Origin of the sequence: Streptomyces sp. NPDC051217 (assembly GCF_044455465.1) — a bacterium.
In the GTDB taxonomy this organism is placed as follows: domain Bacteria; phylum Actinomycetota; class Actinomycetes; order Streptomycetales; family Streptomycetaceae; genus Streptomyces.
This window is the reverse complement of the sequence record NZ_JBITEV010000009.1, coordinates 92,322-110,800: the sequence shown is the minus strand read 5'-3', so window position 1 is coordinate 110,800 and position 18,479 is coordinate 92,322. Positions and strand designations below refer to the sequence as shown.

The following is an 18,479-nucleotide window of genomic DNA, read 5'->3' as shown; positions in this document are numbered from 1 at the left end:
GCGGTCCACGCGCCGTAAATCACGCCGTCCGGACATACCCCTCCGGAGACCCCGAACCCCGCCCGGCAACCGACAACCGCAACCAAGCCCCGCAACCCCGCCGGAGGCGACCCCCCGTCCTAGCTCAGACCCGCGTTCCGGGCCCGCTGGACCGCCGGGCCGATCACCGACGCGACCGCCTTGACGTCGGCCTCCGTAGATGTGTGGCCGAGGGAGAACCGCAGCGTGCCGCGCGCCAGTTCGGGGTCGGTGCCGGTGGCCAGCAGTACGTGGCTGGGCTGGGCGACCCCCGCCGTACAGGCCGATCCGGTCGAGCACTCGATCCCCTGCGCGTCCAGCAGCAGCAGCAGCGAGTCGCCCTCACAACCGGGAAAGCTGAAATGCGCGTTGGCGGGAAGGCGGTCGACCGGGTCGCCGCCGAGGATCGCGTCCGGCACGGCCTTCCGTACGGAGGCGATCAACTCGTCGCGCAGGGCGCCGATGTCGCGCGCGAACTCGCCGCGCCGTTCGGCGGCCAGCCGCCCGGCGACGGCGAACGCGGCGATGGCGGGGACGTCCAGGGTGCCCGAGCGCACATGGCGTTCCTGGCCGCCGCCGTGCAGGACGGGGACCGGGGTGTACTCACGGCCGAGCAGCAGCGCGCCGACGCCGTAGGGGCCGCCGATCTTGTGGCCGGTGACGGTCATCGCGGCGAGCCCGGAGGCGGCGAAGTCGACCTCGGTCTGGCCGAACGCCTGGACGGCGTCCGAGTGCAGCGGAACGCCGAACTCGGCAGCGACCTCGGCGAGTTCCCGTACGGGGAGGATGGTGCCGATCTCGTTGTTCGCCCACATGACGGTGGCGAGTGCCACGTCGTCGGGGTTGCGTTCGATGGCCGCGCGCAGGGTCCCGGGCGAGACCCTGCCGTATCCGTCGACGGCCAGATACTCGACGTTCGCGCCCTCGTGCTCGCCGAGCCAGTCGACGGCGTCGAGGACGGCGTGGTGCTCCACGGGGCTGGCGAGCACGCGCGTCCTGGCCGGGTCGGCGTCGCGGCGGGACCAGTAGAGGCCCTTCACCGCGAGGTTGTCGGCCTCAGTGCCGCCGGACGTGAAGACGACCTCGCTGGGCCGGGCGCCGAGGGAGTCGGCGAGGTCTTCGCGCGCCTCCTCGACGGTACGCCGGGCCCGCCGCCCGGCGGCATGCAACGAGGACGCGTTGCCGACGTCGGCGAACCTGGCGGTCATCACCTCGATCGCCTCGGGAAGCATCGGGGTGGTCGCGGCGTGGTCGAGATAAGCCATGGTGCCGACGATTCTACGAGCCGCGCCGGGCGCCGGGCGCCGTGGGCAGGGGTCCGGCGGGGCGCGGGCAGGCCGAGCGCCGTCCCGGACGGATCCGGTCCTGGCCGCGGCCGCCCCGCTTCGGGCCGTTGGGGCGGCCCGCGAGGCGGGACCCGCCACCGGAATGATGGGTGGTATGACCGGACGCAGCAGAAGAGCCGAGATGTTCGTCACCGCCGGGCCGGATCGCCGGTTCGACACCCGCACCACCGGCGACGAGCGCGCGATGCTCACCGGCTTCCTGACCGCCCAGCGGGCCACGCTGGAGATCAAATGCGCGGGCCTGGCGGACCTGAGGCTGTCGCGGCGCGCCGTACCGCCCTCCACGCTCTCGCTGCTCGGCCTCGTGCGGCATCTGGCCGACGTGGAGCGCCGCTGGTTCCGGTCCGTCCTGGCCGGGCAGGACGCACCGCCCCGGTTCTCCTCGGAGGCCGATCCGGACGGCGACTTCGACGGCGCCGTCCCCGATCCGGAGGCGGTCGCCGCCGCCTGGGCGGCCTGGCGCGAGGAGGTGGCTTTCGCGGACCGGTTCGTCGCGGCGGCGCCCGGCCTCGACGTCGTGGGCGAGGACGCGTGGCGCGGGACGGTGTCACTGCGCTGGGTGCTGGTCCACATGGTCGAGGAGTACGCCCGCCACAACGGCCACGCCGATCTGCTCCGCGAGGCGATCGACGGCGCGCGGGGGGTGTGAACAACTCCCGGGTCCGGGCCGCTGTCAGTCCCGGCAATTAGCCTGATGGCCATGGATGGATGGACTCTCGACCGCACGTTCGACAGCTCGATCGGTGACGTCCGGTGGGGAGTTCTCGGGCCCGCCGACGGGCCGCCCGTCGTGCTGCTGCACGGGACGCCGTTCTCGTCTTACGTGTGGCGGGCCCCCGCGCGGGCCCTCGCGCGGCGGCATCGGGTGTACGTGTGGGACATGCCCGGGTTCGGGGTGTCCGAGATGCGGCAGGGGCAGGACGTGTCGCTCGGCGCGCAGGCGCGGGTCTTCGGCGAACTGCTCGGGCACTGGGCGCTGGAGCGGCCCGCCGTCGTCGCGCACGACTTCGGGGGGTGCGTCGCCCTGCGCGCGACGCTGCTGCACGGCGCGCGGTACGAACGGCTGGCGCTCGTGGACCCCGTGGCACTCGCGCCCTGGGGCTCGCCCGCGTACCGGCTCCTCGGCGAACACGCCGACGTCTTCGGCCGGTTGCCGCCCGGACTGCACCGGGCGCTCGTGCGGGAGTACGTCGGTTCGGCCAGCCACCCCGGGCTGCGCGCCGACATCCTGGACGCGCTGGTGGAGCCCTGGTGCACGGAGGCCGGGCAGGCCGCGTTCTACCGGCAGATCGCGCGGAACGACCAGCGTTTCACCGACGAGATCGAGGGCCGGTACGGCGAGTTGGACCTGCCGGTGCTGATCTGCTGGGGCGAGGAGGACACCTGGATCCCGCGCGAGAAGGGACGGCAGCTCGCCGGACTGGTCCCGGGGGCCGAGCTGCGTCTCATCGCGGGCGCGGGCCATCTCGTACAGGAGGACGCTCCCGCCGAACTCACCCTGGCGCTGGCCGACTTCCTGCGTCCGGCCCCGCCCCTCGGTACGGCCCGGTGACCGCGCCGCGCGAGGCGGGGGCCTCCACGGCGTCGCCGCTACCGCGCTCCCGGCACCCTGACCTCCCGAGGAGCCCTGGCCAGTTGGCGGGCCTGGGCGACCAGGCGGTCCGCGCTGTCCCAGACGTCCGCGTCCTCCTCCAGATAGCCGCCCGCCAGATTCCGCGTGGTGACGAAGACGCGCAGCGGCCCCGGCGCGGGCCGGGCGCGGATGTGCGTGGTCAGTTCGACGGTCGGGGTCCAGCCCGTGAGCCCGAGGTCGAAGGCGGTCGGCGGGAAGGAGTCCACCGTCAGCAACAGTGAGAGCGGATCCGGCTCACGGCCGTCGGCCAGCGAGAACCAGCCGCGCATCTCGCCCTTGCCGGACGGGGCGCCGATCGCCCAGCCCGCGGTCGCCGGGTCCAGCCTGACCGTCACCCGCCGCGAGAAGCCCGAGTCGTCCGGAAAGGCGGCGGGCCCGTCCTCTGTACCGAGACACTGCTCGGACGGCGGCAGCGTGGGCGGCTTCACCAGAGTGCGGACGTCGTCGCCGAGCGAGTCCAGCGAGCCGTACGCGGCCATGACCCGGACGCGTTCGACCTCGGTGCCGTCCGGCTCGTACTGGAAAAGCGACGCCTGGCCGGTGGCGAGACTCCGGCCGGTCCGCACCGTCTCCGTACGGACGACCGCCGGGCCGGGCTTCGACGGGGTCAGATAGTGGGCGGTGACGGTGAACGGATCGGGGTGCGGCAGCGCCTCACGCAGGGCGCGGGCCACGATCGCCAGCAGATAGCCGCCGTTGACGGCGGAGAGGATCGCCCAGCCCTCGGAGAGGTCGGCGTCGTAGACGCCCGGTGCGCGAAGGGAGACGGAGGTGTCGCGGTCGAACTCGCTGTCCGCGCTGATTGCCCGCGCTGCCTGTGACATGACCAGAACGGTACAACAACGCACTACTGAGCGGTAGCTTAGATGTTCGGTTCCGACAGCTCCTCGGCGGCCGTCGAGCGGCGGTTGTACGCGCGCGGCGCCCGCCAGTGGAAGCGCATCGCCAGCAGCCGCAGCACAAAAGCGGTGACGACCGCGAGCCCGCTCGTCAGCCCGTTCAGCGCGTCGAGACGGATACAGATCACCACCATCGTGGCGCCGACGATCGCGGGCACCGCGTACAAGTCTCGGTCCCAGCGCAGCAGCGACGGGACCTCGTTGGCGAGCACGTCGCGCAGGACACCACCGCCGGCCGCGGTCGCGAGGCCGAGCGCCGCGGACGCGGTGAGGCCGAGCCCGTACTCGTGCGCCTTCACCGTGCCCGTGACGCAGAAAAGCCCGAGCCCCGCCGCGTCGAAGACGTTGACCGCGCCCTGGATGCGCTCGACGTGCGGGTGCAGGAAGAAGACCAGGACCGTCGCGACCAGCGGCATGGTGAAGTAGCCGAGGTCGGTGAAGGCGGCGGGCGGTACGGCTCCGATGATCAGGTCCCGGAGCAGACCGCCGCCCAGCCCGGTGACCTCGGCGAGCACCGCTATGCCGAAGACGTCGAAGTTCTTGCGGACGGCCAGCAGCGCGCCGGATATCGCGAAGACGAAGATGCCGGCGAGGTCGAGCGAGTGCTGGACGGAGGGGGTGAACAGTTCCTCAAACACCCGACATTTCTACACCGCCGGCAAAACGCCGGGTCAGGCCCGCACATGGCCCGCACATGGCGCGCACCCGCCGCCCGCGAACGGCCTGCCCCTCACACGGTCTCCGGCTCCGTCTCCGTCACCGCCGCGATCCCCGTCGCCCTCGTCCGCGCCACCGTCCCCGCCTCGATCTCCGCCGCGAAGTGGCACGCCACCCGGTGGCCGTCCCCCACCACCGTCAGCTCCGGCCGCTCCGTCGCGCACCGCGTCTCCTGCTTCCACGGGCAGCGCGTGTGGAAACGGCACCCCGCCGGCGGGTTCGCGGGGGACGGCAGGTCGCCGTGGAGCAGGATGCGTTCGCGGCGGTCCTCCACGGCCGGGTCGGGCACCGGCACCGCCGACATCAGCGCCTTCGTGTACGGGTGCCTCGGCTCGGCGTACAGCGCGTCGCTCGGCGCCTCCTCCACCAGCGAGCCCAGATACATGACCCCGATCACATCCGAGATGTGGCGGACCACGGCGAGGTCGTGGGCGATGACGAGATAGGTCAGGCCCTTGGACTCCTGAAGCTCCTCAAGGAGGTTGATCACCTGCGCCTGGATGGAGACGTCGAGCGCGGAGACCGGCTCGTCGCAGATGATCACGTCCGGTTCGAGGACGAGCGCCCGCGCGATGCCGATGCGCTGGCGCTGGCCGCCGGAGAACTCGTGCGGATAGCGCGAGAGCGCGTTCGTCGGCAGGCCGACCTCCGCGAGGATCTTCTTGATCCGCTCGCGGCGTTCCTCCTGGTCCGCGCCGATGCCGTGCGCCGCCATGCCCTCGGAGAGGATCGACTCGATGTTCTGCCGGGGGTTGAGGCTGCCGAGCGGGTCCTGGAAGACCATCTGGAGGCGGTGCCGGATCTGGCGCATCTCCTCGTCGGGGAGCTTCGCCAGATCCGTACCGTCGAAGACGACCTCACCCTCGGTGATGTCGACGAGGCGCAGGACGGCCCGGCCGAGGGTGGTCTTGCCGCAGCCGGACTCCCCGACCAGGCCATACGTCTGACCGGCCTCGACCTTCAGCGAGACACCGTCGACGGCGTAGACGTGGCCGACGGTCCGGTCGAAGAAGATGCCCTTCTTGACGGGGAAGTGGACCTTCACGCCGTCCAGTTCGAGCAGACTCATGAGGAGACCTCCGCCGTGCCGGCGGAAGTCTCCGCCGGGAGGACCGGGTTGACGCAGCGCACCTGGTGGCCGCGTGCGCGCGGTTCGGTGAGTTCCGGCGCGCCCGTCAGGCACTCCATGGTGTAGAAGTCGCACCGGGGCGCGAACGCGCAGCCGTCGGCCCACGCGATCTTGTCGTTGATCGATCCGCGGATCGGCCTGAGCGGGTCGCCGCGCGGTGCGTCAAGGCGCGGGATGGAGCCGAGCAGACCGTGCGCGTACGGATGGGTGGGGTGCGCGAACAGTTCGCGGCGCCCTGCCGTCTCCACCGCCCGCCCCGCGTAGAGCACATTGACCTGGTCGCACAATCCGGCGACGACGCCCAGGTCATGAGTGATCATCAGAAGCGCCGTGCCCTGCTGGTCGACCAACTCCTTGAGGAGTTCGAGGATCTGGGCCTGGATGGTGACATCGAGCGCCGTCGTCGGCTCGTCCGCGATCAGCAGCCGCGGCGCGCACGCGACCGCCATGGCGATGAGCGCTCGCTGCCGCATGCCGCCGGAGAGCTGGTGCGGGTACTCCTTCAGCCGCCGGTCCGGGTCCGGGATCCCTACCCGGTCGAGCAGTGAGGCGGCCTCTTTACGGGCGGGCTCGCCCTTCAGCCCGCGGTGGCGGCTCAGGATCTCGGTGACCTGGACGCCGATGGGAACGACCGGGTTGAGCGAGGAGAGCGGGTCCTGGAAGATCATCGCCAGCTGGCTGCCGCGCAGGTCGCGGATCTTCTTCTCGCCCATGGAGAGCAGGTCGGCGCCGTCGAACTCCGCGCGCCCGCCGACGCTCACCCCCTTGCGCGGGAGCAGCCCCATCAGGGCGAGCGCCGTCACGGACTTGCCGCAGCCCGACTCGCCCACCAGGCCCACGACTTGGCCTTCCTCGACGTCGAAGGAGACGCCGTCGACGGCCTTGGTGTCGCGCCGCGCACCGGCACGCGCGCCCCGCCCACCGCCCTGCCCGACGAAGGTGACCGACAGATCGTCAACCGACAGTAGCGACATAGGACTTCAGCCTCGCAGCTTCGGGTCGAGGGCTTCCCGCATCGCCTCACCGAGCAGCGTGAAGCCGAGAGCGGTGACGATGATCCCGACCGCCGGATAGACCGACATCATCGGCGCGTTGTCGAAGAAGCGCTGTGCCTGCGACAGCATCACGCCCCACTCCGGGATCGCCGGGTCCGGATTGCCGAGGCCCAGATAGGACAGGGCGGCGGCCTCGATGATCGCGGTGGCGAGGCTGAGCGTCGCCTGGACGATCACCGGGCTGAGCGAGTTCGGCATGATCTGGGTGAGGACGATACGGCGCTTGCGGATGCCCACCGCCTTCGCCGCCAGGACATAGTCCGAGCTGCCCTGCGCGAGCATCGAGCCGCGCAACAGCCGTGCGAACACCGGTACTTGGACCACACCCACCGCGATCATCACGGTGGTCAGCGACTGGCCGAGCACGGCGGCGACGGACACGGCCAGCAGCAGCGAGGGCAGCGCCAGCATGATGTCGGTGACGCGCATGATGACGGTGTCCACGCGCTTGCCCGGCTCCCCGCCGAGCGTCGCCGCCGCGCCGGACACGGCGCCGATGACCGCGCCGGCCACCAGCCCGATGAGCATCGACACGACGCCCACCAGCAGGGTCTGCCGGGCCCCGACGAGCATCCGGGAGAACTCGTCACGGCCGAGGTGGTCGAGACCGAACCAGTTCTCGCCGCGCGGTCCGACGAAGCGCCCCTGGTTGGGGAAGACCTCGCCGCGCCAGTCCTGCGCCGTGGGGCTGTACGGGGCGAGCCACGGGCCGACGATCGCGATCAGTACGAACAGGCCGATCACGGCGCCGCCGATGATCGCCGCCTTGTTGGTACGCAGCCGCCGGAACGCCTCGCGCCACAGTCCGGCGCCGGAGGTGGTCTCGGTCCGCTCGGTGAGCTGCGCGAGCCGGTCGATCTTGTCGGCCCTCTTCGTCAGCTTCGGGGTGCTGTCCGGGGTGGCGTTCACGTCAGTGCACCCGCACTCTCGGGTCGATGAGGCTGTACGCCACGTCGACCAGCAGATTGATCAGGACGTACACCAGCGCGATGAAGAGGATGAAGCCGACCAGCACGGGATAGTCACGGGCGTCGATCGACGTACGGATGAACGATCCGATCCCGCCGAAGGTGAAGACCGACTCGGTGAGGACGGCGCCGGACAGCAGGCTGCCGGTCAGCAGACCGACGGCGGTGATCACCGGCAGCAGCGCGTTGCGCAGGACGTGCCGGGCGCGTACGACGCGCTTGTCCAGGCCCTTGGACTCCGCCGTACGTACGTAGTCCTCGCCCAGCACTTCGAGCACGCTGGCCCGGGTCATCCGCACGATGACGGCGAGCGGGATGGAGGCGAGCGCGACGGCGGGCAGCACCAGATGCGTGATCGCGTCCCACGAGGCGTCGAACTCACCGGTCAACAGGCCGTCCAGGACGGCGAATCCGGTGACTTTCGTGGCGTCGATGCCGGTCGACAGCCGGCCGTAGCTCGGGAAGATACCGAGGTTGACGGCGAAGAGCCCCTTGAGGAGCAGGGCCAGGAAGAAGACGGGGATGCAGATGCCGAGCAGTGAGCCGGACACGGCCGTCACGTCGAGCCAGCTGCCCCGGCGCCGGGCGGCGAAGTAGCCGAGCGGGATACCCACCACGATCGCGATGGCCATGGCGGCGACGCTGAGTTCGACGGTCGCCGGGAAGCGCAGGGTGAATTCCTCCCACACAGGCCGGCCGGTCTGTGTGGAGGTGCCGAGGTCGAGCTGGAAGATCCGCTTGATGAACCGTCCGTACTGGACCCAGACCGGCTCGTCGAGCCCCAGCACCCGGTTGATGCGCGCCACTTCGGCCTCGGTCGCCCGCTCGCCCAGGATCGCCGACGCGGGCCCGCCGGGCAGCCGGTTCAGCCACAGGAAGAGCAGAACCGACAGACCGAGCAGGGTGGGTATCAGCTGCAGCAGTCGTCGTGCGACGAGTCTCAGCACCCCGCGTGCCCCTTTCTTCGGTGCGTAAGGACGAACGGCCTACAGATGGGTCCGCCCGGCCGGGGTTGGTGCGCCGCCGGCCGGGCGGACCCTGGCAGATGCCGTTACTTGAAGGACGTCTCGGCGAAGTTCTCCTGCGTCAGCGGGGAGACCTTCGGCGGGTTGACGTCGTCGGCGAACGCGATCGCGGGCGGCGACGAGGAGATCGGCACGCCCGGCAGATACGCCATGATCGTCTCGTTGGCCTTCTTGTAGAGGTCCGTCCGCTTGGCCGGGTCGGTCTCGATCGACGCGACCTTCAGCGCGTCGAAGACGCCCTTGTCCTTGAAACCCCACTGCTTGTCGTACTCGGCGAACCAGGTGCCGATGAAGTTGTAGCCGTCGTTGAAGTCACCGGTCCAGCCCAGCATGTGCAGTTCGCAGCTGCCGGCCTCGGTGGCGTCGAGGTAGTCCGGCGCCCACTTCATGGGCTTGGGCGTGACGGTGATGCCGGCCTTCTCCAGGTCCGCCTTCATCAGCTCGAACATGTCCTGCGGAGCGGGCATGTACGGGCGGGTGACCTCGGTGGGGTAGCAGAACTCGATCTTCAGCGCGCTCTCGTCGGCCCCCGCGAGGAGCTGCTTGGCCTTGGCGGTGTCGAAGGGGTACGTCTTCACCGCGTCCGAGTAGCCGGCGACCGTGTCGGGCATGAACTGCGTCGCCGCGACGCCGCCCTCGGGCAGCTGCGTCTTGACCAGGTTCTCGCGGTCGATGGCGTGCGCGATGGCCTGGCGGACCTCGGGCTTCTGGAGCGCCTTGTTCTTCTCCTGGCTCATGCCGACGTAGAAGATGTTGAAGACGTCACGCGTGGGGACCTGGAAGCCGTCGCTCTCCAGGGTCTTCACGTCCGCGGGCGCGACCAGGTCGTAGCCGTCGATGTCACCGGCCTGGAGAGCCTGACGACGGCCGTCCTCGGTGTCGATGGTGCGGAAGACCAGCTTCTTGATCTTCGCCTTGGACCCCCAGTAGCCGTCGTAACGGTCCAGGGAGACTTCCTTGTTGCTCTTGTTCCACTCGGTGATCTTGTACGGTCCGGTGCCCGCGACCGTGCCCGCCACCTGGCTGTACTCGGGGTACGTGATCGCGTCACCCTTGGCGGTCGCGTCCTGCTTCGCGTACTCCGCGAGGGCCTTCGGCGAGTGGATCGCCAGGGCCTGGAGGGAGAAGCCGCCGGGGAGGTTCGCGGAGGGCTGGTTGACCTCGATGACGGCGGTGCTGTCGTCCGTCGCCGTGCAGGACTTGTAGTTCGCCTTCGGCGTCTCGGGGTCCTCGTTGGCCGCGAAGCCGCCCATGACGGTCTGCCAGTAATAGGAGACCGCGCTGGACTGGTACGTGCCCTTCCAGTTGAACCAGTGGTCGTAATTGGCGCACACGGCGGCGGCGTTGAACTTCTCGCCGTCGTGGAAGGTCACGTCCTTACGGAGGTTGAACGTCCAGACCGTGCCGGCCTCGTTGCTCGACCACTTCTCGGCCAGGGCGGGGGCGAGCTCGCTGCCGCCCGGCTCGTGCTTCAGCAGGGCCTCGAAGGCCTGACGGGTGACCCGGAAGGTCTCGCCGTCGCTCGCGAGCGCCGGGTCCAGCGATCCGGGGTCCCCGGGGCCGCCGAAGACGAAGGTGTCCTTCGCGCCGCCCGAGTCACCTTCCTCGTCGCGCTCGCTGGAGCAGCCTGTGGCGATCAGCGCGACGGCCAAGGCCGTGACGATCGCCCCAGCGGATCGGGACTTGAATATTCGCATGGTCCACCCCAGGGGTCCGGACGAGTCGAGAGCTCGGTCTTGACGGCCGAACATTACAGTCAAGAAAGTGCCAAATGAACAGGCCGCAATGCGGAGTTGCAGACCTGAGATCCGGACAGTCGACAAAGGGGCAGACTCCGGGGCATCGCGCCCCAACCAGGCAAGTCCTTCCAGGCGAGCCGTAGTTGGGGCGGGCGAACCGGGTGAATCTCCCGTACGACGCAGAAGCCCCCCGTCCGCATGGTGGGACCATGCGGACGGGGGGCGTGCGTGACGTACGGGCCCCGGGCTACTCCTTGGTGAGCCCCTTCGGTGCCTCGGAGGTCTCCGCGGAAGCCTCGGCCGACTTACCGGCCGCCGGCTCGCCGACCGCTGAATTACCGACCGCCGGCTCGTCGGCAGACGCCTTCCCGGCACCCGCGTCGGCCGCCACCGCGTCGCCCACCAGCGCGATCGCCTCGCGCGCCGAGGCGAGCACCTTCGTGTCGTCCGGGATCTGGTCGGGCGCGTTCTCCGGGTGGTGGCAGGCCGCCTCGTGCCCCGGCTCCAGCCGGATGAGCGGCGGCTCCACCGTCCGGCACACCTCCGTCGCCTTCCAGCAACGGGTGTGGAACCGGCACCCGCTCGGCGGCGAGATCGGCGACGGCACGTCGCCCTTGAGCAGGATGCGCTCGCTCTTGACCCCGCGCCGCTTCGGGTCGGGCACCGGCACCGCGGACAGCAGCGCCTTGGTGTACGGGTGCATCGGCCGCTCGTACAGCGACTTGCGGTCCGACAGCTCGACGATCTTGCCGAGGTACATGACGGCGATCCGGTCCGAGACATGGCGGATGACCGAGAGGTCGTGCGCGATGATCACGTACGTGAGGCCCAGCTCGTCCTGGAGGTCGTCCAGCAGGTTGACCACCTGCGCCTGGATCGACACATCCAGCGCGGAGACCGGCTCGTCGGCCACGACCAGCTTCGGGCTCAGCGCCAGGGCCCGCGCGATGCCGATGCGCTGGCGCTGTCCGCCGGAGAACTCGTGCGGGTAGCGGTTGTAGTGCTCGGGGCTCAGGCCCACCAGGCCCAGGAGGCGCTGGACCTCCTTCTTCACCCCGCCCTCGGGCTCGACCTTCTGGAGCTTGAACGGCGCGCCGACGATCGTGCCGATCGTGTGGCGCGGGTTCAGCGACGAGTACGGGTCCTGGAAGATCATCTGCACGTCGCGGCGGAGCGGACGGATCTTGCCCGCCGACATGTGCGTGATGTCGTGGCCCTGGAACTCGATCCGCCCGCCGGTCGGCTCGTCCAGCCGCGTGATCAGCCGGCCCATGGTCGACTTGCCGCAGCCGGACTCACCGACGATGCCGAGCGTCTCACCGGGATGGACGTCGAAGGACAGCCCGTCGACGGCCTTGACGGCGCCCACCTGGCGCTGGAGCAGCCCCTTCTTGACGGGGAAGTGCTTGACCAGCCCCTCCACCCGCAGCAGGGGCTCGCCCGCCTTGTCTTCTTCCGGCCTGTCCGCCACAGCGGCATCCTTTGCGTTGCTCACGGCGTCGGCGCTCACAGCTTCGGCGCAATCTCTTCGGTCCAGATCTTGGTCCGCTCCTCCTGCGTCATATGACAGGCGGAGTGGTGCCCGGTGCCGACCTGCTTCAGCTCGGGGCGCTCCGTACGCGTGATGCCGTCCTTGGGGACATCGGCGTACGGGCAGCGCGGGTTGAAGGCGCAGCCCTGCGGCACGTTGATGAGGGACGGCGGCTGGCCCTTGACGGGGATGAGCCGTTCCGTCTGCTCACGGTCGATCCGGGGCATCGAGCCGAGCAGTCCCCAGGTGTAGGGGTGCTGCGGCTCGTAGAACACCTTCTCGGCCGGGCCGCGCTCGATGCACCGGCCGCCGTACATGACCAGCAGGTCGTCGGCCATCTCGGCGACGACCCCGAGGTCATGGGTGATCATGATGACCGCGGAGCCGAACTCCTTCTGCAGATCCCTGATGAGGTCGAGGATCTGCGCCTGGACGGTGACGTCCAGGGCGGTCGTCGGCTCGTCGGCGATGAGCAGTTCGGGGTTGTTGACCAGGGCCATCGCGATCATGGCGCGCTGGCGCATACCGCCGGAGAACTCGTGCGGATAGCTGTCGACGCGCTTGTGCGGCTCGGGGATACCGACCCGGTCGAGCATCTCGACCGCCCGTGCGCGGGCGGCCTTCCTGGTGACCTTGTGGTGGACGCGGTACGCCTCCACGATCTGCGAGCCGACGCGGTAGTACGGGTGCATCGCGGACAGCGGGTCCTGGAAGATCATGGCCATCTTCCGGCCGCGCAGCCGCCGTACGTGGTCGGGGTCGGCCCCGACCAGTTCCTCGCCGTCCAGCCAGACCTCGCCCGATATCGCGGCGTTGGCGGAGCGGTGCAGGCCCATGACGCCGAGCGAGGTGACCGACTTGCCGGAGCCGGACTCACCGACGATGCCGAGGGTCTTGCCGGCGTGGACGTCGAAGCTGACGCCGTCGACCGACTTCACCAGACCGTCGTCGGTGCTGAAGTGGATACGGAGGTCACGTACGGAGAGGAAGGGCGCCCCTGATTCACCGGACCCGGCGGGCCCGGCGGCCCGGGAGACCACCGGCTCGCCCGGCGCGGACGCGGGACCGGGCACCCGTACCGCGGACTGCTCCTTGGAAACCTCGCTCACGAGTACCTCACCCTGGGGTCGATGGCGGCGTACACCAGGTCCACCAGCAGATTGCAGAAGACGATGAAGAATGCGGCGAACAGGGTCACGCCCATCACGATCGGCAGGTCGGCGTCCTTCACCGACTGGATCGCGTACGAGCCCATGCCCTGGAGGGAGAAGACCTGTTCGGTGATGACGGCGCCGCCGAGCAGCAGGCCGAAGTCCATACCGAAGATCGTGACGATGGGCGTCAGCGCGGACCGCAGTCCGTGCTTGGCGACGACCGTGCTCTCCCGCAGACCCTTGGCCCGCGCCGTACGGATGTAGTCCTCCCCCATCACTTCCAGCATGCCGGCCCGGGTGAGCCTGGCGTACAGGGCGGAGTAGAGGAAGGCGAGGCTGCACCAGGGGATGATCAGGTTCCAGGCCCAGTCCGCCGGATTGTCCGCGAACGGGACGTAGTTGACGCCCTCCGACCACAGGGGCCACTGGACGGTGAAGAGGGCCAGACCGAGCATGCCGGTGAAGAAGATCGGCAGCGAGACACCGGCCAGGGCCAGCGTCATGGCGAAGCGGTCGAAGATCGAGCCCCGCTTGAGCGCCGACAGGACACCGATGGCGACACCGGAGATCAGCCAGATCACCGCGGCACCGATGGCCAGGGAGAACGTGATCGGCACCCGGTCCATCAGCTCGGGCCACACCTCGACGTGCGTCTTGAAGGAGTAGCCGAAGCAGGGCGCGTTGCACATGGACGGGTCCGGGCCGAAGTTGTACTCGGCGCCGACGAAGATGCCCTTGATGAAGTCGAAGTACTGGGTGTAGAGGGGCTGGTCGAGCCCCAGATTCGCCTTGACGGCGGCGATCGAGTCGGGGTTGGCGTCCTTACCGACGTACTGGACTGCCAGCTGGTCGATCGTCTGCCCACCGAGCCGTGGAACAAGGAAGAAGATCGCGAAGGTGACTGCGCTGACCACCAGCAACAGCATTACCGCGGCGATCACGCGTCGGATGATGTACGCAGTCACAGCCGATCGGCGCCGGGTCCGCCGGCCGGGGGTGACCCGGCCGGCGGACCCGAAGCCTTCACCTGCCTTTCAGGCATTTCGGGGGGTTGGGAAGCTCTACCGCTGGATTAGGTGGTGGAGCCGATCAGCAGGTAGTCGTACATACCGAGGTACGCCTGGGTCACGGTGACATTGGTCGCCGAGTCCGGGCGGTACAGCAGGTTCTTGCGGTAGATCAGCGGCACGGCCGAGGCGTTCTCCATGACGAGCTTGTCGACCTCGCCCCACGCCTTGGTGCGGGCGGCGGCGTCGGTCTGCGCGATACCGTCCGACAGCGCCTTGTTGATCTTCGGGTCGTCCAGCTCCATCAGGTTGTTGCCGCCCGAGGGCTTGATGGCGGAGCCGTTCACGATCTGGTCGAGGAAGCCGAAGCCGGTCGGCCAGTCGGCGCCCCACGCCATCATCATCATGCCGAGGTCGTGCTCGTGCACGTAGCTGGGGACACCGGCGAAGTTACCGAAGTACTTGCCCGACGGGTACTGCTTGATCTCCGCCTCGATGCCGACCTTCTTCAGCGAGGCCTGGATGGCGGTCGCCATCTGCACCTCGTCGGGACGGTCGGAGCGGGCCGTCAGGTTGGTCTTGAAGCCGTTCGGCTGACCGCAGTCCGCGAGCGCGGCCTTGGCCTTCGCGACGTCGCCCTTGTTGCCCTCGGTCTGGTACAGGTCGAACTTCTGGTACCCGTTGACCGTCGGCGGGAGCAGCGTGCTCGCCACGTCGCCCTTGGTGTCGCCACCGAGCGCGGCCTGGACGGACGCCTTGTCGATCGCGTAGTGGACGGCCTTGCGGCAGTCCGCGTTGTCGAAGGGCTTCACCTTCGTCGACAGCGCGAGGTACGAGGTGGCGCCGGCGTACGAGTTGTCCGTCTTCGCCTTCTCGCTCGACTTGGTGAGGACCTTGGGCTGGGTCTTCGTCTGAAGACCGGTGCCGGCGGCGTCCACCGTGATGTTGTCGCTCATCAGGTGCTGGTCGACCGTGGTCGGGTTGACCTTGAACTTGATGGTGATCTTGTCGGCGAGCGCCGGGCGGATCGGGTCGGTGGCCTTGTCCCAGTGCGGGTTGCGCACGAGGGTCGCGCTGCGGCCCTCGTTGTACGACTCGAACTTGTAGGGGCCCGACGACGAGATCTGCTTGACGTACTCGGCGCCCTTGTCCTTCGCCTGCGGCACGGGGGCCGTCTGCGAGAAGGTCGCCAGGTAGTCGAAGTCGGCGAACGGCTTGTTGAGCTTGAAGACGATCGTCTGGTCGTCCGGGGTCTCGATGGACTTCAGACCCTCGGCGGACTTGTCCTTGTACGGACCCTTGTACTTCTCGCCGCCCAGAAGGTAGGCCTTGAAGTACGTGGGACCGTGCGAGAGGGCCTCGGGCGCGAAGTTGCTGCGCTCGATGGCGTACTTGACGTCCTTGGACGTGACCGGGCTGCCGTCGTCGAACTTGACGCCCTTACGGAGCTTGTACGTCCACGTCTTGGCGTCCGCGCTCGGCTCACCCAGCGACTCGGCGAGGTCGGGAACGACCTCCAGGCCTTCCTCGCCGGCGGCCGGCTTGAAGGTGGTGAGCGTACGGCCGTACAGGCGCGAGAAGTTCTGCACCCAGCCGTAGTAGGTGTTGCCCGGGTCGAGGGAGTCCGGCACGTCCGAGTGCTCGAAGGTGACGGTGCCCCCCTTCTTGTCGGACTTGTTGACGACGGACGTCAGTCCGGCGTCGACTCCGGCGCCTTCGCTCTTGTTGTTGTCCTTGCTGTCCGAGCCGCCGCACGCCGACGCGCCGAGCGCCAGCACGATGGCTGTCGCCAGGACAGCTGTCGCTTTCTTGGTCTTCATCCTGAGGAAAGCCCCTCTATCAATGGATACGGCACGGAGCTCAAGGTCGGCCGCTGTGGATGGTGCTGGGTGGTACCGGGTGATGCAGGGGGGACTACTTGCTGCGGGGGTCGAGTGCGTCACGCAGCCCGTCACCCAGCAGATTGAATGCCAGCACGGTGATGAAGATCGCCATGCCGGGCACGAACATGTAGTGCAGATCGACCTCGTACAGGTCCACCGCGGTGGTGAGCATGCCGCCCCACGATGCTTGCGGCGGGGCGATGCCCACTCCGAGGAAGCTCAGACCGGCCTCGAAGAGGATGTTTGTGGGGATCAGGAGCGTCGAGTAGACGAGGATCGGCGCCACGAGGTTCGGCAGCAGTTCCCTGAAGAGGATGAAGGGCCCTCGGGCCCCCAGACTTCGGGACGCGTCGACGAACTCACGCCGTCGCAGGCTCATGGTCTGCGCGCGCACGATCCGGCCCATGTAGGGCCAGTTGAAGAAGCCGATCACGAAGATCAGCACACCGATCCGCAGGGGCAGTCCGCTGAGTCCGAAGGCGCCGTCCTGGAGGGCGGCCGAGATCGAGATCGCGAAGAGCAGCAGCGGGAAGGCGAGGAAGGTGTCCATCAGCCGGCTGACGATCGCGTCGACCCAGCCTCCGTAGTAGCCGGCGATGACGCCGAGCAGGGTGCCGATGGCCACGGAGAGCAGCGTGGCTCCGGCGGCGACGAGGAGCGAGACCCAGGAGCCCTCGATGATGCGGGCGAGGAGGTCACGGCCGAGACCGGGCTCCACACCGAGCGGGTGGTCCCAGCTCATGCCGCCCCAGGCGCCCTTGGGGGCCAGCAGCTCCGGGTCGACCAGGTCCTGGTTCAGGGCGTTGGGGTCGAGATCGAAGAGTGCCTGGATGGGCTTGGCAAGGACAGCGAGCAGGACCAGCAGGATGACAACGATGCCGCCGGCCACGGCGGCCTTGTCGCGCTTGAAGCGCGTCCAGGCTATTCGACCGAGCGAACGCCCCTCTATCTGGCTCTGCTTGGCGCCCGTGAGCACTGCCTCCGGCTGCACTTCGGCAGCCGACTTGGTGGTCTCGATCGGTGCGGTCACAACGTCTTCGACCCCTCCTGGCCGGCGGTCGCCGGCCCGTACCCGCCGTTGTAACGGCCTGTCTCGCATCAGTTGGCGCACACATCGGTGCTGGTGTCGCGGAAGCGTCCCGTCAAGGGCTTCCCGTGGAGCGATGCCGGGCTGCTCGCACAAGGGACCGACGGTCCCCGCTGCGGGGAGTCTTCATGGCCGAAGTGATCACCCGCCAGTGGTCAAGGGGAATGTTTGCTCAAACGTGATGGAGTCAGACACCTACCGTTATCCGGACGTTGTGATCGCCTCAGCGGAACGGCCGACCGTTTTCGCTATGTTTCGGTACGGCTCGCGACGTCCGTAGTCCGTACGGTACGCCTGTCGTACCGGCCGGTACGGCGCGGGGCGCAGGCGTTACCGGCTCGGCGGCCGGCGGGGGCGGGGCGGTGCGGGGATCTGCCGCCGGTCGGCGGCTGGTCAGTAGGCGCGTGGCGCGGCCGGCGGGTAGCCGTAGCCGGACGCGGCCTGGGGCGCCCCGTGGGCCTCCCGGTCGTAGAACGGCCGGGAGTTGGCCCGCAGCCACATCGTGACCGGGTCGTACTCGTCGGACATCGCGACGGTGGAGACCGGCAGCCCCTCGGGGACCGCACCGATCGACTGCTGCATCATCGCGCGCACGGCGTCGACGGACGCCGGACTCGTGTCGTACAGATCCAGCCCGATCGTGAGATATGGGGCACCCAGTGCCGGGTGGACCCATGCGCGGCGCAACGACCGTACGGCGGGGGTGCGGTGGGCGTTCTGCGTGAGCAGCGCGTAGAACTGCGGGATCTCGACGGCCGGTTCGGAGAGCCGCAGCGGGCCCGCGGGCATCCGGTCGAGGCCGGTGGCGATCCGGCGCAGGTCGAGCCAGGGGATGCCGACGCCGCCGCCGGGCGCGTGCGGGTTCAGCCAGATCCCCCAGCGTTCGGGGTAGAGGGCGCGGGCGATGTCGCGGCCGGTGACGACCTCGTGCGCGCGGTTCCAGCCACTGACGGAGAGCTCCTGGGCGGAGGTGACGCAGGGCGCGTAGCCAAGGCCGTCGACCTCCATGTTCCCGTACTGGGCGTCGGGCGAGCCCGCACGGCCGTGCCAGAGCAGCATCCACACCTGACCCGCCGAGCCGTCCGCGAGTGCCTGGAGCAGCGCCTCGTAGGCGTCGTAGCGTCCTGGCGTCACCTGGCGCATCATGTGCTCGACCTGCCCGGCCGCCGCGGTGCCTGACGCGCTCACTCTTGGTCCCGCCCCTCGTCGATCCACCATTTGGACCGGCCTCCCCCGCTTCGGGCCCGTGCCGGCCAGGCCATCAAACCAGCTTAGTCCGGCGGGTCAT

16 protein-coding genes are annotated in these 18,479 nt (G+C 69.3%); 2 read left to right on the top strand and 14 right to left on the bottom strand.

Annotation, left to right across the window (positions count from 1 at the left end):
- Nucleotides 1-119: 119 nt before the first annotated feature.
- Nucleotides 120-1,283 (bottom strand): cysteine desulfurase family protein, encoded by a 1,164-nt coding sequence (locus ACIBBB_RS21135; protein WP_398984136.1) that lies wholly within the window; start codon nt 1,281-1,283, stop codon nt 120-122.
- Between the two features lie 175 nt (nt 1,284-1,458).
- Here ACIBBB_RS21135 and ACIBBB_RS21130 point away from each other — a divergent pair, with 175 nt between their 5' ends.
- Together ACIBBB_RS21130 and ACIBBB_RS21125 are read left to right on the top strand one after the other, a co-directional pair.
- Complete coding sequence (locus tag ACIBBB_RS21130; protein ID WP_398984134.1) at nt 1,459-2,013, top strand: DinB family protein; 555 nt, start codon at nt 1,459-1,461, stop codon at nt 2,011-2,013.
- 51 nt (nt 2,014-2,064) lie between these two features.
- On the top strand, nt 2,065-2,916 hold the full coding sequence (locus ACIBBB_RS21125) for an alpha/beta fold hydrolase (protein ID WP_398984132.1): 852 nt from the start codon (nt 2,065-2,067) through the stop codon (nt 2,914-2,916).
- Nucleotides 2,917-2,954: 38 nt separating this feature from the next.
- On the opposite strand, the gene ACIBBB_RS21120 is transcribed toward ACIBBB_RS21125, so the two are convergent.
- The 13 genes from ACIBBB_RS21120 to ACIBBB_RS21060 form a co-directional block, all read right to left on the bottom strand.
- On the bottom strand, nt 2,955-3,821 hold the full coding sequence (locus ACIBBB_RS21120; RefSeq protein ID WP_398984130.1) for a thioesterase family protein: 867 nt from the start codon (nt 3,819-3,821) through the stop codon (nt 2,955-2,957).
- Nucleotides 3,822-3,859: 38 nt separating this feature from the next.
- Nucleotides 3,860-4,534: a trimeric intracellular cation channel family protein gene (locus ACIBBB_RS21115; protein ID WP_398984128.1), complete on the bottom strand. Its 675-nt coding sequence runs from the start codon at nt 4,532-4,534 to the stop codon at nt 3,860-3,862.
- A 92-nt stretch (nt 4,535-4,626) separates the two neighbouring features.
- Entirely contained in the window at nt 4,627-5,682 is a 1,056-nt protein-coding gene (locus ACIBBB_RS21110; RefSeq protein ID WP_398984126.1) for an ABC transporter ATP-binding protein, read from the bottom strand.
- Nucleotides 5,679-6,716, bottom strand: a complete 1,038-nt coding sequence (locus ACIBBB_RS21105; RefSeq protein ID WP_398984124.1) for an ABC transporter ATP-binding protein — start codon at nt 6,714-6,716, stop codon at nt 5,679-5,681. Before ACIBBB_RS21105 ends, ACIBBB_RS21110 begins: the two co-directional genes overlap by 4 nt.
- Nucleotides 6,717-6,722: 6 nt before the next feature.
- Complete coding sequence (locus tag ACIBBB_RS21100; protein ID WP_398984448.1) at nt 6,723-7,676, bottom strand: ABC transporter permease; 954 nt, start codon at nt 7,674-7,676, stop codon at nt 6,723-6,725.
- A gap of 31 nt (nt 7,677-7,707) precedes the next feature.
- Nucleotides 7,708-8,712 carry an ABC transporter permease gene (locus tag ACIBBB_RS21095; protein WP_398984122.1) on the bottom strand — a complete coding sequence of 335 codons (1,005 nt, stop codon included), beginning with the start codon at nt 8,710-8,712 and terminating at the stop codon, nt 7,708-7,710.
- A gap of 104 nt (nt 8,713-8,816) precedes the next feature.
- Nucleotides 8,817-10,487, bottom strand: coding sequence for an ABC transporter substrate-binding protein (locus tag ACIBBB_RS21090; RefSeq protein ID WP_398984121.1), 1,671 nt, complete (start codon nt 10,485-10,487; stop codon nt 8,817-8,819).
- 289 nt (nt 10,488-10,776) lie between these two features.
- The gene (locus ACIBBB_RS21085) at nt 10,777-12,024 is read right to left on the bottom strand and encodes an ABC transporter ATP-binding protein (protein ID WP_398984119.1); all 1,248 of its coding nucleotides are present in this window, start codon (nt 12,022-12,024) and stop codon (nt 10,777-10,779) included.
- Between the two features lie 11 nt (nt 12,025-12,035).
- Nucleotides 12,036-13,169, bottom strand: coding sequence for an ABC transporter ATP-binding protein (locus ACIBBB_RS21080; protein ID WP_398984117.1), 1,134 nt, complete (start codon nt 13,167-13,169; stop codon nt 12,036-12,038).
- Entirely contained in the window at nt 13,166-14,179 is a 1,014-nt protein-coding gene (locus ACIBBB_RS21075) for an ABC transporter permease (RefSeq protein WP_398984115.1), read from the bottom strand. Before ACIBBB_RS21075 ends, ACIBBB_RS21080 begins: the two co-directional genes overlap by 4 nt.
- Nucleotides 14,180-14,286: 107 nt before the next feature.
- Nucleotides 14,287-16,041 carry an ABC transporter substrate-binding protein gene (locus ACIBBB_RS21070; protein ID WP_398984113.1) on the bottom strand — a complete coding sequence of 585 codons (1,755 nt, stop codon included), beginning with the start codon at nt 16,039-16,041 and terminating at the stop codon, nt 14,287-14,289.
- A 94-nt stretch (nt 16,042-16,135) separates the two neighbouring features.
- A complete protein-coding gene (locus tag ACIBBB_RS21065; RefSeq protein ID WP_398984111.1) occupies nt 16,136-17,134 on the bottom strand; it encodes an ABC transporter permease in 999 nt (332 codons plus the stop codon).
- Between the two features lie 450 nt (nt 17,135-17,584).
- Nucleotides 17,585-18,379 carry an enhanced serine sensitivity protein SseB C-terminal domain-containing protein gene (locus ACIBBB_RS21060; protein ID WP_398984109.1) on the bottom strand — a complete coding sequence of 265 codons (795 nt, stop codon included), beginning with the start codon at nt 18,377-18,379 and terminating at the stop codon, nt 17,585-17,587.
- Nucleotides 18,380-18,479 lie beyond the last annotated feature (100 nt).

What these genes read in the sequence shown, in the direction of transcription:
- ACIBBB_RS21070 (WP_398984113.1), bottom strand. Translation starts at nt 16,041, where the DNA reads ATGAAGACCAAGAAAGCGACAGCTGTCCTGGCGACAGCCATCGTGCTG.
- ACIBBB_RS21105 (WP_398984124.1), bottom strand. Translation starts at nt 6,716, where the DNA reads ATGTCGCTACTGTCGGTTGACGATCTGTCGGTCACCTTCGTCGGGCAG.
- ACIBBB_RS21090 (WP_398984121.1), bottom strand. Translation starts at nt 10,487, where the DNA reads ATGCGAATATTCAAGTCCCGATCCGCTGGGGCGATCGTCACGGCCTTG.
- ACIBBB_RS21110 (WP_398984126.1), bottom strand. Translation starts at nt 5,682, where the DNA reads ATGAGTCTGCTCGAACTGGACGGCGTGAAGGTCCACTTCCCCGTCAAG.
- ACIBBB_RS21135 (WP_398984136.1), bottom strand. Translation starts at nt 1,283, where the DNA reads ATGGCTTATCTCGACCACGCCGCGACCACCCCGATGCTTCCCGAGGCG.
- ACIBBB_RS21125 (WP_398984132.1), top strand. Translation starts at nt 2,065, where the DNA reads ATGGATGGATGGACTCTCGACCGCACGTTCGACAGCTCGATCGGTGAC.
- ACIBBB_RS21130 (WP_398984134.1), top strand. Translation starts at nt 1,459, where the DNA reads ATGACCGGACGCAGCAGAAGAGCCGAGATGTTCGTCACCGCCGGGCCG.
- ACIBBB_RS21120 (WP_398984130.1), bottom strand. Translation starts at nt 3,821, where the DNA reads ATGTCACAGGCAGCGCGGGCAATCAGCGCGGACAGCGAGTTCGACCGC.